This is a genomic window from Helicobacter sp. TUL, assembly GCF_002287135.1.
Lineage (GTDB): Bacteria > Campylobacterota > Campylobacteria > Campylobacterales > Helicobacteraceae > Helicobacter_F.
Genome location: NZ_NESU01000004.1, coordinates 48,162 through 62,413, shown reverse-complemented (window position 1 = coordinate 62,413; position 14,252 = coordinate 48,162). Strand labels below are relative to the sequence as shown.

At 38.7% G+C, this 14,252-nt stretch carries 10 protein-coding genes and 1 pseudogene; all 11 read left to right on the top strand.

Annotated elements, in window-relative coordinates:
* Nucleotides 1-10: 10 nt before the first annotated feature.
* On the top strand, nt 11-934 hold the full coding sequence (locus B9T66_RS02965; protein WP_180763320.1) for a DNA ligase: 924 nt from the start codon (nt 11-13) through the stop codon (nt 932-934).
* Between the two features lie 82 nt (nt 935-1,016).
* On the top strand, nt 1,017-2,333 hold the full coding sequence (lysA, locus tag B9T66_RS02960) for a diaminopimelate decarboxylase (protein ID WP_095627513.1): 1,317 nt from the start codon (nt 1,017-1,019) through the stop codon (nt 2,331-2,333).
* Between the two features lies 1 nt (nt 2,334).
* Nucleotides 2,335-3,444 (top strand): prephenate dehydratase, encoded by a 1,110-nt coding sequence (gene pheA, locus B9T66_RS02955; RefSeq protein WP_095627512.1) that lies wholly within the window; start codon nt 2,335-2,337, stop codon nt 3,442-3,444.
* An 18-nt stretch (nt 3,445-3,462) separates the two neighbouring features.
* Nucleotides 3,463-4,428: a DUF2156 domain-containing protein gene (locus B9T66_RS02950; protein ID WP_257874577.1), complete on the top strand. Its 966-nt coding sequence runs from the start codon at nt 3,463-3,465 to the stop codon at nt 4,426-4,428.
* A 2-nt stretch (nt 4,429-4,430) separates the two neighbouring features.
* The gene (locus tag B9T66_RS02945; protein WP_180763319.1) at nt 4,431-7,226 is read left to right on the top strand and encodes a RecB-like helicase; all 2,796 of its coding nucleotides are present in this window, start codon (nt 4,431-4,433) and stop codon (nt 7,224-7,226) included.
* Between the two features lie 79 nt (nt 7,227-7,305).
* Nucleotides 7,306-8,709 carry an amidophosphoribosyltransferase gene (gene purF / locus B9T66_RS02940; RefSeq protein WP_095627510.1) on the top strand — a complete coding sequence of 468 codons (1,404 nt, stop codon included), beginning with the start codon at nt 7,306-7,308 and terminating at the stop codon, nt 8,707-8,709.
* Between the two features lie 24 nt (nt 8,710-8,733).
* Nucleotides 8,734-9,696: a TIGR01212 family radical SAM protein gene (locus B9T66_RS02935; RefSeq protein ID WP_095627509.1), complete on the top strand. Its 963-nt coding sequence runs from the start codon at nt 8,734-8,736 to the stop codon at nt 9,694-9,696.
* Nucleotides 9,697-9,716: 20 nt separating this feature from the next.
* The gene (locus B9T66_RS02930) at nt 9,717-10,970 is read left to right on the top strand and encodes an MFS transporter (protein WP_095627508.1); all 1,254 of its coding nucleotides are present in this window, start codon (nt 9,717-9,719) and stop codon (nt 10,968-10,970) included.
* 73 nt (nt 10,971-11,043) lie between these two features.
* The gene (locus B9T66_RS02925) at nt 11,044-12,078 is read left to right on the top strand and encodes an aldo/keto reductase (RefSeq protein ID WP_095627507.1); all 1,035 of its coding nucleotides are present in this window, start codon (nt 11,044-11,046) and stop codon (nt 12,076-12,078) included.
* 440 nt (nt 12,079-12,518) lie between these two features.
* The gene (locus B9T66_RS02920) at nt 12,519-13,469 is read left to right on the top strand and encodes an HTH domain-containing protein (protein WP_095627506.1); all 951 of its coding nucleotides are present in this window, start codon (nt 12,519-12,521) and stop codon (nt 13,467-13,469) included.
* A 13-nt stretch (nt 13,470-13,482) separates the two neighbouring features.
* Nucleotides 13,483-14,118: pseudogene (guaA, locus tag B9T66_RS09015) on the top strand (glutamine-hydrolyzing GMP synthase); the annotation flags it as partial.
* Nucleotides 14,119-14,252: the final 134 nt, after the last annotated feature.

Here is a 14,252-nt window from a genome sequence, read left to right as displayed (position 1 = left end):
GAAACTTGCGATGTGTTTAGGATTTTGGAGCAAGGGTATGTGTCGCGTTGTCGGTATTATGTGCATATGTGCGTGTTATGCTTTTGGGTTAGAGGTTATAGAGTTTAGAATCTACCAAAAGCAATTGTTAGATTCTGTGCGTTATTTGGTGAGTGAAAAATATGATGGAGTTCGTGCTGTATGGGATTCAAAACATTTACAAACCAAAAGAGGCAATCTCATTTCCGCACCGCAGTGTTTTTTACAACAATTACCACCTTTTGGGCTTGATGGAGAATTATGGATAGGATATGGGAAGTTTGAGGAGATTCAAGGTCTTGTCAATACCAAAGATTCTATATGTGAGCAATGGGCTAGTGTGCAGTATCTTATCTTTGATTCTCCTAGTTGTGGAATTAAGGGAGGGGATTGCACATTGAGTGAGCGTTTGGAAGAAGTGAGAAAATTTATAGACACACATAAGCCACCAAATATACATCTTATCACACAACATACTATACAGCTCCAAGACAAAACCACATTTGATACATATGTGCATACTATGTTAAAAGAAGTTTTAGGGCGCGGTGGAGAAGGGCTTATCATTCGTCCTGATGAGTTGGGGTATCGTGCTGGTAGAGCCAAAAATGCCTTTAAACTCAAAGCTCATACCGATAGTGAATGCAAGGTGGTGGGCTATACACAAGGAAATGGACGATTACACGGAAAAATTGGTGCGCTTGTGTGTGAGCAGATTTTACAAAGCAATGCAGATGCGCCACTACCCAAAGCGTGGCATAATAAACACATAACATTTAAAATTGGTAGCGGACTTACTGACACTTTGCGCACCAATCCTCCAAAAATAGGCGCTATTATCACCTATCAATACACAGGTTTTAGTAAAAATGGCATTCCCAAACACACGAGATTTTTAAGGATATATGATGAGTAGGTATTTTTTGTGATTAAGGCTATTTTAAAGCTATGTGGTTAGAATAACCGCTTATCAAAACCCCTATGGAGCCTTAACAATTATGGATAATTCCCTAGATAATGCCTTACTTGCACATTGTGCAAAACAATATGGCACGCCTTTGTATGTATATGATTTTCAATCCATTACCACGCAATTTGAAGCCTTTAAGAATGCTTTTAAGGCGCGCAAGTCTCTCATTTGTTATGCCCTAAAGGCAAACTCTAATCTTAGTATTATTAATCACCTCGCTAAGCTTGGTTCAGGTGCGGATTGTGTGTCTATCGGTGAAGTGCGACGCGCAATTATGGCAGGAATCCCTAAATATAAAATTATTTATAGCGGCGTGGGTAAGCGTGATGATGAAATACGCGAGGCATTGATGAGTGATATTTTGTTTTTAAATGTCGAAAGCAGGGCAGAATTAGAGCGTATAGAATCTATTGCCAAAGATTTGGGTGTTGTGGCGAGAATCTCTGTGCGCGTTAATCCCAATATCGATGCTAAAACACATCCTTATATTTCCACAGGCTTACATGAAAATAAATTTGGCGTAGATATTCAAAGTGCTAAACAAATGTATATTTTTGCCAAAAATTCTCCCCACATAGAGCCCATAGGCATACATTTTCATATAGGTTCACAACTCACAGATTTAGATCCTATCAAGCAGGGTGCTAAAAAAATTGCCGAGCTTACCCATAGCCTTTTGGCGCTTAGGATTGATATTCGCTTTTTTGATGTAGGTGGTGGCGTAGGTATCCGCTATACAGATGAGTGCGAGATTTCATTATATGATTATGCGCAAGTGATTTTAGATGCGTTACGCGGACTTGATGTGACTATTATTTGCGAGCCAGGTAGATATATCGTGGGTAAAAGTGGCGTGCTTGTGAGTAGTGTGCTGTATGAAAAAGATAATGGACACAAGCGCTTTGTTATCATTGATGCCGCGATGAATGATCTTATGCGCCCAGCTCTTTATGATGCTATCCATACCATACAGATTGTGCAAAAAGATGGTGTAATATGCCAAGATTCACAAGAAACATCGCCACAATCCACCTCTACACAGACTTTTTCACAAGCTGATGTTGTTGGAGCGATTTGTGAATCTAGTGATTTTTTAGCAAAAAATGTCGAGTTACCACCTTTGGCACATGGTGATATTATTGCATTTGCAAATGCTGGAGCATATGGCTATAGTATGGCACACACCTATAACACAAGGGCACGAGCTCCAGAAGTAGGGGTGCTAGATAACAAAGATTTTCTTATTAAACCTGCCGATCGTTTTGAAACTATGGTGGCTGATGAGCTAGAAATCTTAGAAAAGAGGCGCGGGTTGGCAGTAGATTCTCTAGAAAGTGGGCGATAACATGGCACAGCACAATATCAATGATGATAAGCATTTGCAGACATTACGCAAGAGTATTGATGAGGTTGATACACAAATTTTACAATTACTCAAAAATCGTATGAAGCTTGTGCATCAAGTAGGAGTGCAAAAGCACCAAAGCGGTAGTTCTATCTATCGCCCAGAGCGTGAGAGGGCGATTATTGAGCGCTTGAGTGCAGAGCTTGGAGATGAGGACTTTTTGGATAAAAAGGCAGTAAGTGCGATTTATCAAGAAATTTTTGCAATTTCTCGCAATCTTGAAATGCGCCAAAAAGTCGCGTTTTTGGGTCCTATTGGGAGCTACACACATCAAGCAGCACGAGAGAGATTTGGTGCGATGAGTGAATATATCGCGCTAAATACTATTCCTGCGGTTTTTAAGGCACTTGAGCAAAAACGCGTGAAATATGGTGTCGTGCCTATTGAAAATAACACAAATGGCGTAGTTGGTGCTACCATAGATCACTTAAATAACTCTGATTTAAAGATTATTGCAGAGTTGGTGCTCCCTATTCATCATAGCTTTATTTCTAGATGTGAGCATTTAAGCCAGCTTCGTAGAATCTATTCCAAAGATATAGCATTTGGGCAATGTAGTGAATTTTTGAAATCACATAATTTAGATGAATTGGAGTTTATCTCTGTAGATTCGACAGCTAAAGCCGCGCAAATTGCAAGTGAGGATCCACAGAGTGCGGCGATTTGCTCCAAGGTTGCTGCTAAGTTGTATGAGATTCCTATAATGTTTGAAAATATCGAGGATACCCACGATAATCGCACACGCTTTGTGGTGGTGAGTGATTTTGTCAATGCACCAAGCGGTAATGACAAAACTTCTGTGTTTGCGACTTTACGAAATTATAAGGAAACGGCTGCACTCTTTGGCTTGTTAGAGGATTTTAAACATTTTGGTATCAATTTAACAAAGATAGATTCTCGCCCTATTAAGTCTAAGCATAGCTTTGCCTTTGGCTTTTTTATCGATTTTAAGGGACATTATCTTGATGAAAATGTCCAAGCACTTTTTGCAAAGCGCAAAGAAGAATTAAAGTGGCTTGGGAGCTATGTTGCAGGGTTTGATTTTGAATGAGATGATAAAGGTGAGGAAATGATTGAGTTTTCACCCATTACTTTAGATGCGCAAAAGATTTTTGGGCAATATATGATGCGAGATAATATCGCACTTTCTGATATGAATTTTACAAATTGTTTTATGTGGCGTCATGCGCGAGAGATACATTATGCGGTGCTGCAAGATACGCTGATTATTCAAACCTGCTATCAGGGTAGTGAGCCTTTTGTATTCTTCCCTATAGGTGCATCTTCTATTTCCCATGCATTGCGCGTTTTAGAGGCATTAAAGACGCATTATCGCGCACTTGGTTTTGGATTGCACCTTGCTTCACTTAGCAAACAGCAAGCTAGTGCGATAGATTCACATTTTGGGGTGCAGAGTGTGGCGGTGCGAGAAAAATTTGATTATATCTATGATGTAGCAGAGCTTATTGCGCTCAATGGGCGTAAATACCACAAGAAAAAAAATCATTTAAATGCTTTTTTGCAAGAATATGGTAATTTTGTGTTTGAGGAAATTAGTGCGCATAATATCCCTGCGATTCTTGAGGCATATGAGAAGTGGTTTGAGGCAAATCTAAATAAAAGTGATGGCTTACAATTTGAATACCTTGGGATACAAGATGCACTCAATTCGTATGAGAATCTAGGGCTACAGGGTGGCGTGATTTTTATTGATGGAAAAGTTGGGGCATTTAGCTTTGGTGAAGTGCTTGCGTGCAATTTGGCGTATGAACAAAGTGATCTTACACAGCCATCAAGTGGAGAATCTTATATAAACAAATCTGGCAAGGTTGCTGTTATGCATATTGAAAAAGCAGATTCACAATACCGCGGAATCTATCAAGCTATCAATCAGCAAGTGTTGCAACATTGTTTTAGTGATTGTGTGTGGGTCAATCGCGAAGAAGATTTGGGTATAGAGGGATTGCGCAAAGCAAAGCAAAGCTACCAACCTGCGTTTTTGCTTGAAAAATTTAAGGTTAGCATACAAGGATAAGTGTGGAGCAGTATCTAGCGCTTAGGGCTTCTGCTGGTAGTGGCAAGACTTTTGCTCTAGCGTTGCGCTATGTGTATTTATTGTGCAAGGGTGCTAAGCCCTATGAGATTTTAACGCTCACATTCACCAACAAAGCCTCGCACGAGATGCGTCATAGAATCTCTCAAAGCCTAAAAAATCTCCTCCAAGACACACAAAATAACACACTTACAGAGAATGTATTTTTTAAAGAACTCCAAAAAAATGGCATTACCCAAGACTTCATACAGCAACACATCGCACGCATTTATGATGAATTTAATCAAGCACATACGCGCATTACGACGCTAGATTCATTCTTTTATACGATTTTGCAAAAGTTTTGCTGGTATGTGGGTGTGGCAAGTGATTTTAAGATTGGTAGATATACGCAAAAAGATATTTATGAGCGATTTTTGCAATCTTTTAGTCCAAATGAATTACGCGATTTTGTGCGATTTTGTGATCAATATTTTGGCACAAACCAAAAGATTCTGAATTTTTTGGATATCTTGTGGCATTATGATGAGTTAGAGGAAGTTTTTTCGCATTTCACCACAAACACGCCACTAAAGCAAATCACACAAGCCATAGAATCTAAAGTCGCCTTTTTACAAGCAAAAATTACAAATATCGAGGGGATTAGCCAAAGCAGGATTAATGCTTTTGCAGACACAAAAATAGAAACTCTTGCTACCAAAAAATGGGTGATTGATGGCTCACAATATCATTATTTTAAAAAGTTAAAGATTCAATCCCTAGATTCAGAATTTGAAGCATTGCGAGAGTTACTTAGACAATATTTTTCTTGCAAGGAAAATGAGATTTTTTCGCGCGTGTTTTTATATATTGAAAGATTTAGAGCCATAAAAAATGCCTATCTTAGTCAAACAAATATTTTGAATTATCATGATATTACATATAAGGTTTTGGAGTTGTTATACACGCATCACGATCGCGCGTTTTTTTATTTTCGGCTTGATGATAAGATTATGCATATCTTGCTTGATGAGTTTCAAGACACAAGTGTTGTGCAATACCAAATCCTCTTGCCATTGATTGAAGAGATTCTCTCTGGTAGTGGAAGAATCCAAGATCGTAGTGTATTTATGGTGGGCGATACAAAACAGAGTATTTATGGCTTTAGAGGAGGCTTTAGCGAGGTATTTGACACAATGGCACAAAGACTTAAAGTTGATGAGTTAGCCTATAATTATCGCTCAAGTAATAATGTGCTAGAGTTTATTAATACGATTTTTGGCGCACAATATGGGGCAAGTTATATCCCCCAAAAACTCAAAAACCAAGATTCACAAGGCTATGTGTCGGTGCGATTTACAAACACACAAGATTCACAAGCAATGAGTGATGAGGTATGTGAGATTATCTATCAAAGCGTGTGCGAGTTATTAGAACATGGCGCTAAACTTGATGAAATTACGATTGTAACTTTTACAAATCAAGAAGTTGAGATGTTGCGTGATTTTCTCAAATTTCGTGATCCTAATTTGCAAATTATTGTTGAGACTTCACAAAATTTCTTTGATACGTTTCCGTGCAATGTGATTCTCAATGCCTTGTATTATGCCCATACCCAAAATATACTCTATAAATACAATATAGCTAAACTTTTGGGCAAGGAATTGTTTTGGAATCCGCCACTTCCTGCCTCTGTAACCAATTGTGCACAATATGTGTATGAAGTTATAGAATCTTTGCATTTAGGGTGTGTAGCAAGTATGCGATTTTTGGAGCAGGCGTGTGAGTATGAAAACATACAAGATTTTCTTCAAGCCTATGAGTTACTTGAAGTCAATGCACCAAAAGAAAGCTCTTATGGCATTAGGATTATGACTATCCATAAATCTAAGGGACTAGAGTTTAAACATCTTATTGTTAGTGATTCTCTAAAAACAAAGCTTGGCACATCATATAGCAAGATCGTGTATGAATATAAAGGCATTAATTTAGTGAATGCGTATTATGCATATGGTGGGCGAGAGAATATTGATAGTGCGTATAAAACCGCCAAGGACGCCAAAAATGCACTAGATGAGATAGAAAGCCTTAATCAACTCTATGTTGCTTTTACACGTGCAAAACAAAGCCTTATTGTTGCAGCCAAAAGTGCCAAATCGCGTTTTGAACGCCTAAATCTTACGCCTTGCACACAAGGGAGCTTAGAATCTAATGAGATTACGCCACACACACCCAAACAAACACAGGTGCTAAAAAATCCCTATACACCACTTCCAAAGCTTGGAAGACAAGGGGATTTTATGCGTATAGAATCTGATAATGAGCCACAAGAATTTTCTATAGAATCTATCCTCTTTGGAAAGGCATTGCATAGTTATTTTGAGTATTTGTTGGGGAAACAATGCACACCACAAGATACAGAGCAAATGCAACACATCGCGCGCAATCTCTATGGTTTTGTGCTTCCACAACATACGCTACAAGCAGTGCAAGATACATTTTTGCGTGCAATCCATAATCAAGAATTTATGGAGCTTTACACATCTCGCAAGGTGCATACAGAGGTATCATATTTGCATAATGGAAGATTTTTTAGGGTAGATGCTATTTTGCAAGATGATAATGAGCTGATTGTGCTAGATTACAAAAGCTCTCATCTTCCAAAAGATGAGCATTTTATGCAGGTCAAAGAATATGTAGATTTTTTAGGTATGCTAAGTGGTAAGCCTACAAAGGGTTATCTTATCTATCCTGCCAAAACGCAAATGTGCGTAGCGATTCAAGGAGGATTAGATATGTAGCCAAAATTACAAAGGGCGTTAGGCTATAGATGCATGTTTGTTATTTTTTATGTGAAAAGTTTGAACATAGGAGTAGAGAATGAAAGATTGGAATGAAGAGTGTGCGGTAGTAGGTGTTTATAATGTGAATAATGCCGCGATTTTAAGCTATTATTCGTTGTTTGCAATGCAGCACAGAGGGCAAGAAGCTAGTGGTATTAGCACCTCTGATGGCACAAAAATCACGACACTTAAAGGCAATGGTTTAGTGACAAAAGTTTTTGATGAAGAAAATCTCAAAAAACTTCAAGGTAAATCAAGCATAGGACACAATCGCTATTCTACTGCAGGAGAAGATTCTATTAATGAAGCACAACCTATTTTTGCACGCTATTCACTTGGTGAAATGGCAATCGTGCATAATGGCAACCTCACAAATGCCAAAGCAGTGCGTAAAATGCTCATAGATAAAGGTGCGATATTTCAAAGTCATCTTGATACAGAGAATCTTATTCATCTTATTGCCCACTCTCAAAAAGAACATCTCATAGATCGCATTATTGATGCGCTAAGTTATGTTGATGGCGCGTATTGTTTTGTGTTTCTTTCACGAAGCAAAATGTTTGTCGTGCGTGATCGCTATGGATTGCGTCCATTGAGTTTGGGCAAGATATATAATGATGATGGCAGCGTGGGGTATATCGTGGCAAGCGAAACTTGTGCCTTTGATCTTGTGGGGGCAGAGTATGTGCGTGATGTTGCACCCGGTGAAATGCTAATTTTTGAAGGAGCATATACACCACTTAATGCGTGTGAGCCAAAAAGCGTGCAGGTTTTTGCACCAAAACCTAAGCCGTGCGTGTTTGAGTATATGTATTTTTCTCGCCCTGATAGTCAAGTGTATGGCAAAAATGTGTATGAGATTCGCAAAAATATGGGGATTGAACTTGCCAAAGAGCATAAACTCAATGCTGATATTGTTATCCCTGTCCCAGATTCTGGAGTAGCAGCGGCACTTGGATACGCAAAGCAAAGTGGCATAGACTTTGAGCTTGGGATTATTAGAAATCACTATGTGGGACGGACATTTATCGAGCCTTTGCAAAGAATGCGTGAATTAAAAGTGCGACTTAAGCTTAATCCTATTTCTAGTGTTATACAAGGCAAAGAAATCATTGTGATTGATGATTCTGTAGTGCGTGGGACGACAAGTAAGCAGATTGTGCAGATTCTGCGTAAGGCAGGGGCGAAAAAAGTATATCTCCTTATTTCTGCGCCTCCTACCATATCGCCGTGCTATTATGGTGTGGATACACCTGATAAAGATCAGCTTATTTGTGCAAACAAAAGCATAGAGGAAGTGCGATCGTATATTGGGGCAGATTTTTTGGGCTTTTTGTCTATTGATGGTATGTTGCGTAGCATAGGAGGAAATCAAGAATTTTGCAAGGCGTGTTTTGATGGGCAGTATGTCGATGAATATTTACTCCAAAGTGCTAAATAGGGATAAAAATTTTAAGGAGTAAATATGCGTGTGATCCTTACTGTTGGGCGGTATTTTAAAAAGCGTTTTGGGAGTAGAGTGCGCAAGATCCCCATTTCTTTACAGGGCTTTACATGTCCAAATATCGATGGGAGTGTTGCAAAGGGAGGATGTATTTATTGCGATAACGAATCATTTTCGCCAAGTCTTGTGAAAATCGATAAGCGTAGTGAAGTGAAAATGAATTTTACACTCAAAAATAACCCACTTTTAGACAAACAACTTACACAACTTAGAGAACAATTTGCGTGGCATGCGGAGTTTCACGAGCGAAAATTTGGCATTTCAAAATATATGGTGTATTTTCAATCTTATACCAACACATATGCCCATATCGATACGCTTAAAGCCTTGTATGATTGCGCATTAGGGTTGCCCAATGTCGTGGGTATGAGCATTGGCACTCGGATTGATTGTGTGAGTGATGAGGTGCTAGATTTACTAGAGGGCTATGTCAAGGCAGGGAAAGAGATTTGGCTTGAATATGGGATTCAATCAGTATATAACAAAACCTTAGAGCTCACCAACAGAGGACATAGCATAGATGGTGCTAAGGAACTCTTTGCCAAAACTCGCGCTAGAGGGATAAAGGTGTGCGCACACATTATCTATGGATTGCCCCAAGAAACTGAAGAAATGATGTTGCATACACTAGATTGCGTTATAGAATGGGGGATTGATAGTATCAAGATTCACCCTATGTATGTTGTGAATGGAACGCGATTAGCAAAACTCTATAAAGATGGAGAATATAAACCTATTAGCTTAGAAATGTTTGGAGATCTTATCGTAGAATCTTTGCGTCGCCTACCACCTGAAGTCGTGGTGCAACGCATTAGCGCAGGAGCACACGATGAAACTCTTCTTGCGCCACAATGGTGTTTTGATAAAAATATTCAAATGCGTTACATACGCGATAGGCTAAAAGCAATAGGCATTGAATACTAAACTTTGTGCAAAGAAAATAGATGAGTGCCTATAACGCTTTAGCGTGGTTAAATTTCTTTATTGCTGATGTGCGTGATGGCTTAGGTCCTTATCTAGGCGTATTTTTAAAAAACTATCATTTCTCAGAGGGGCAAATTGGGCTTATTGGCACAATTACTTCTCTTTGCGCGTTGCTTTTTGGTGTGCCACTTGGAATCTTAGTCGATAAGACACCTTATAAACGCACACTTATTGCATTTTGTATTTGTGCTATTAGTGGTAGTGTGTTGTTAAACTTCTTGTATCCAACATTTCTTTTTACACTCATCGCACAACTTGCTATCGCTTTGTGTGGCGTGTTTCTCGCTCCTGCTTTTGCGGCGATAACGCTTGGGATTGTTGGTAGAGAGCAATATGCACTCCAAACAAGCAAAAATGAAGCTTACAAACACGCTGGGACTGCTTTTAGCGCAGGATTAAGCCTCGTGTGTGCTTGGTATTATGGGATAACCTCGATTTTTATCATCACTATTCTTATGGGAGTCTTTTCGTTATTATGTCTTGCATTGTTACGCAATGTCTCTATAAACCACGCTTTAGCAAGGGGTGATGAAGAATCTACTGCCACTATGCTTAAGCCAAAATCTCTTAAAAGAAGCTTTATGGATAAACGCATTATGGCGCTAAGTTTTGCAATGTTTTGCTTTCATCTTAGCAATGCTGCTATGCTTCCGCTTTTAAGTCAGCGCGCGCATACTTTGGGGATAGATTCAAGTGGTGCGTATGCAGCAGCTACTATTATCATCGCTCAAAGCACAATGATTCTTATCGCGCTTGTATGTGGCAAACTTATTGTAAATCCTTTGGGGGATTCTCATAGAGATTTGCACGATGATAGTAATTCCAAGCTCTCAAAAACCCTTTTTGCTCTTATGGCAATTTCTCTTTTAGGACTTTGTGTGCGTGCGATGATTGCGGCAAATTATGAGGGCTTGGGCGGTATGGTCGCTACACAGATTCTAGATGGAGTTGGTGCTGGGATTACAGGTGTGATTGTGCCTATTTTGGTGGCGATAGTCTTGCGTGGTAGTGGGCATATCAATGCCGGATTTAGTTTTGTGATGACTTGGGGTGGTATCGGTGGTGCATTAAGTGGAAGTTTGGGTGGTTTTGTAGCGCAGTATTTTGGGTATTTTTATGCATATATAGCTTTGGGTAGTGCAGCGTTGCTTGGGTTAATTGTGTGGAGTTTTTCTTGGGTTGTTTTTAGACATCTTGCACAAGTGCATTTTTGAATCTAGGGTTTGTTGAAATGTATCGCATGGCGTGTATAATGCCAAGTTTAATTATTTGTTATAGGAGATATGTATGAAATACAGATATTTAGGCAATAGTGGGCAAGTTATCCCAAATATGATGCTAGGAACTGCGACATTTGGAGGCAGCACAGAAGTTTTTAAAAAATGGGGTAGCACTCAAGTAGATGAGGCTAAGGCTTTGATTAAAGTGTGTATGGATTTGGGGTTTAATGCCTTTGATACCGCAGATTGTTATTCTCTTGGAGATTCTGAAATTATTTTGGGACAAGCCCTTAAGGACTACAAAAGATCTGAAGTTTTTATCTCTACAAAAACAGGTATGTGGATGAGCGATAATCCAAATGACATCGGCACTTCAAGATCAAAGATTTTACAAAGTGTTGAAGCGAGTTTGCAGAGATTGCAAACAGATTATATTGATTTGTATCATTTGCATTGCTATGATGCAAGAACTCCACATATAGAAGCCTTACAAACACTTAATGACTTAGTCAAATCAGGCAAAATACGCTATTTTGGAGTGAGCAATTATTCAGGTTGGCATTTGATGAAAATGCTTAGTGTTGCAGATGCCTATAATCTCCAAAGACCCGTGGTGCATCAAGCGTATTATTCGCTTGGTGCGAGAGAATTTGAAAATGAGTTAATGCCACTTGGCATAGAAGAAAAAATAGGCACACTTGTTTGGAGTCCTTTGAGTGGATCTCTGCTATCAGGTAAAATCACAAGAAGTAAGCAAAACATCGATGATTCTAGATTAGGAAGAGGCGGTGCTTGGGATATGGATAGAGAGCATTTATTAAGTATTGTAGATGAGTTAGAATCTATTAGCAAAGAAATTGGTCATTCAATAGCACAAATTGCACTTGCTTGGGTATTATCAAGACCGACAATTAGCTCCCTTGTGATAGGTGCTACAAAAGTTGAGCAATTAAAAGAAAATTTGCAAGCTAGTGAGTTACAGCTTGATGTAGAACATATCAAAAGATTAGATAAGGCTAGTCAAACAAAATTGGCATATCCATATTGGCATCAGAGATTTACGGTAGATAACAGAGATCCTTATCCTGTGAATCTGTATTAAAATTACTAACAACAAAGCCCCAACAAGCACAAAATTTTGCTTGGTAATGGGCTAACACAAGAACTAAAAATGCGTGATATTTTCATCACAAGATTTATCCCATTAAGCTTTAATGTATTGAGTCCTGCTTTGTGGGATTTTTCTTCACTTCTTTGTGAAAAATAATTTACAAGGATTTACCGAATAATCAGCCACAGGAAGATTGGATTTGCTCAAAATGCTTTTAGTTTGGATTTGAGTAAGTTTAAATTTGCTCATTTTTACCTTGCTTTTTGTAATGTTATTTACCTATTATCTAAAAATATTGTGTGAAAAATCTTTTTATACTTTTTAAGCTAGAATACTTGCATTTTAACAAAATTGCTTATACACTAGCCTTATGTCTTTAAGTAAAAATACAATATAATACCCCACATCAAAACCTAACAGCAGGGAATCCTATGGCAAAAATGACATTTTTGGAGTTAGCAAAGCAGATTTTGCAAGAAGCTAAGCAGCCTATGACTTACCAACAAATATGGGATATGGCTACGCAAAAGGGACTTATACAATTCTTAGACAGCACCAGTAAAATACCTTGGAAAACCTTGGCAGGTCAGCTTTATTTTAATACTAAAAGGCAAGATTCTATCTTTTTCATTACTACCAAGCGACCTACCACCTTTTGGCTCAAATCTCGCAAAGATGAACTCAAAGAAGATGTGCAAGAACTCATCACCAAAGAAGAAACAGAAAGCCTAAAAAACACCAAATACAAAGAGCGAGATTTGCACCCTTTGCTTGTGTATTATCTCGCAAATGCAACTGAATTTAGATTGCAATGCAAAACAATCTATCACGAAAAAAGCAAAAAACAAATAAGTGGCAAAGACAAATGGGAAAACCCCGATATTGCAGGCGTTTATATACCTTTTAATGATTATGAACCCCAAACCCTTGAAATCCTCAAACATATCAATCACAATGTGTACAGCCTCTTTTCGTTTGAATTAAAAGTCAAGGTAAATTTTGGGAATCTAAAAGAATCTTATTTCCAAGCAGTTTCTAATTCTAGTTGGGCAAATGAAGGCTATTTGGTGATTTTTGAAGACATAGAAGATGATGTGCTAGAGGAATTAAGGCGACTTAATGCAAGTTTTGGGATAGGAGTGATTAAGCTAGAGGCAAATCCTTTGGATTCTCGAGTGTTGTTGTCGGCAAAAAGAAGCGAGATTGATTTGCAAACTATGGATAGACTTGTGGATTCAAATCCTAATTTTAGGGAGTTTGTAGCGGATATCAACAAACAAATCAAAGTCGGAGCGGATACAAAAATCCAAGCTTGTTTTGATGAGGTGCTAGAGGAAGAAGCCCTAGAAAAATATCTCAAAAACACCATATATTTAGACTAAGTAAGGAAAGAAAATGAATAATGTTGAAATGTTAGTGCTTGACTTTGGGAGTCAATACACGCAGCTTATCGCTAGGAGACTTCGGGAGTTTGGCGTTTATACCGAGATCGTGCCTTATTTTGAAAGCATAGATTCTATCAAGGCTAAGAATCCTAAGGGCATTATTTTAAGTGGCGGTCCTGCGAGTGTGTATGAGGAGGGAGCGTATAAGCCTGATAACAAAGTCTTTGAGCTTGGCATTCCTGTGCTTGGGATTTGTTATGGTATGCAATATATCGCGTATCATTTTGGCGGTGCGGTGGTGCGAGCCAAAGAGCAGGAGTTTGGCAAGGCACAATTAGAGATTCTAGCTCCTGATACAGCACTTTTTGCAAATGTCAAAAATAATTCTATTGTGTGGATGAGTCACGCTGATAAGGTAGAAAAAATTCCGCAAGGCTTTAGTGAATTAGCCAAAAGTGTCAATACACATTATTGCGCCATAGCAGACACAAAGCGTCAAATCTATGCCTTGCAGTTTCACCCTGAAGTCGTGCATAGCGAGTGTGGTGGGGAGATTCTCAAAAATTTCGCGGTGAATATTTGCAGAGCAGACACAAGCTGGAATATGAAAAATTTTATCACCTATGAGATAGATAAGATTCGTAAAATCACAGGGATACTATCCCAAACACCCACATTCCAACGCACCAAGGATTGTGCGCAACAAGAGCAAATTTTTGCCCTATGGCAAGAGAGCTTCACAAAAGCACACGGATTTATGGGAGCAAAATTATTAGAGCA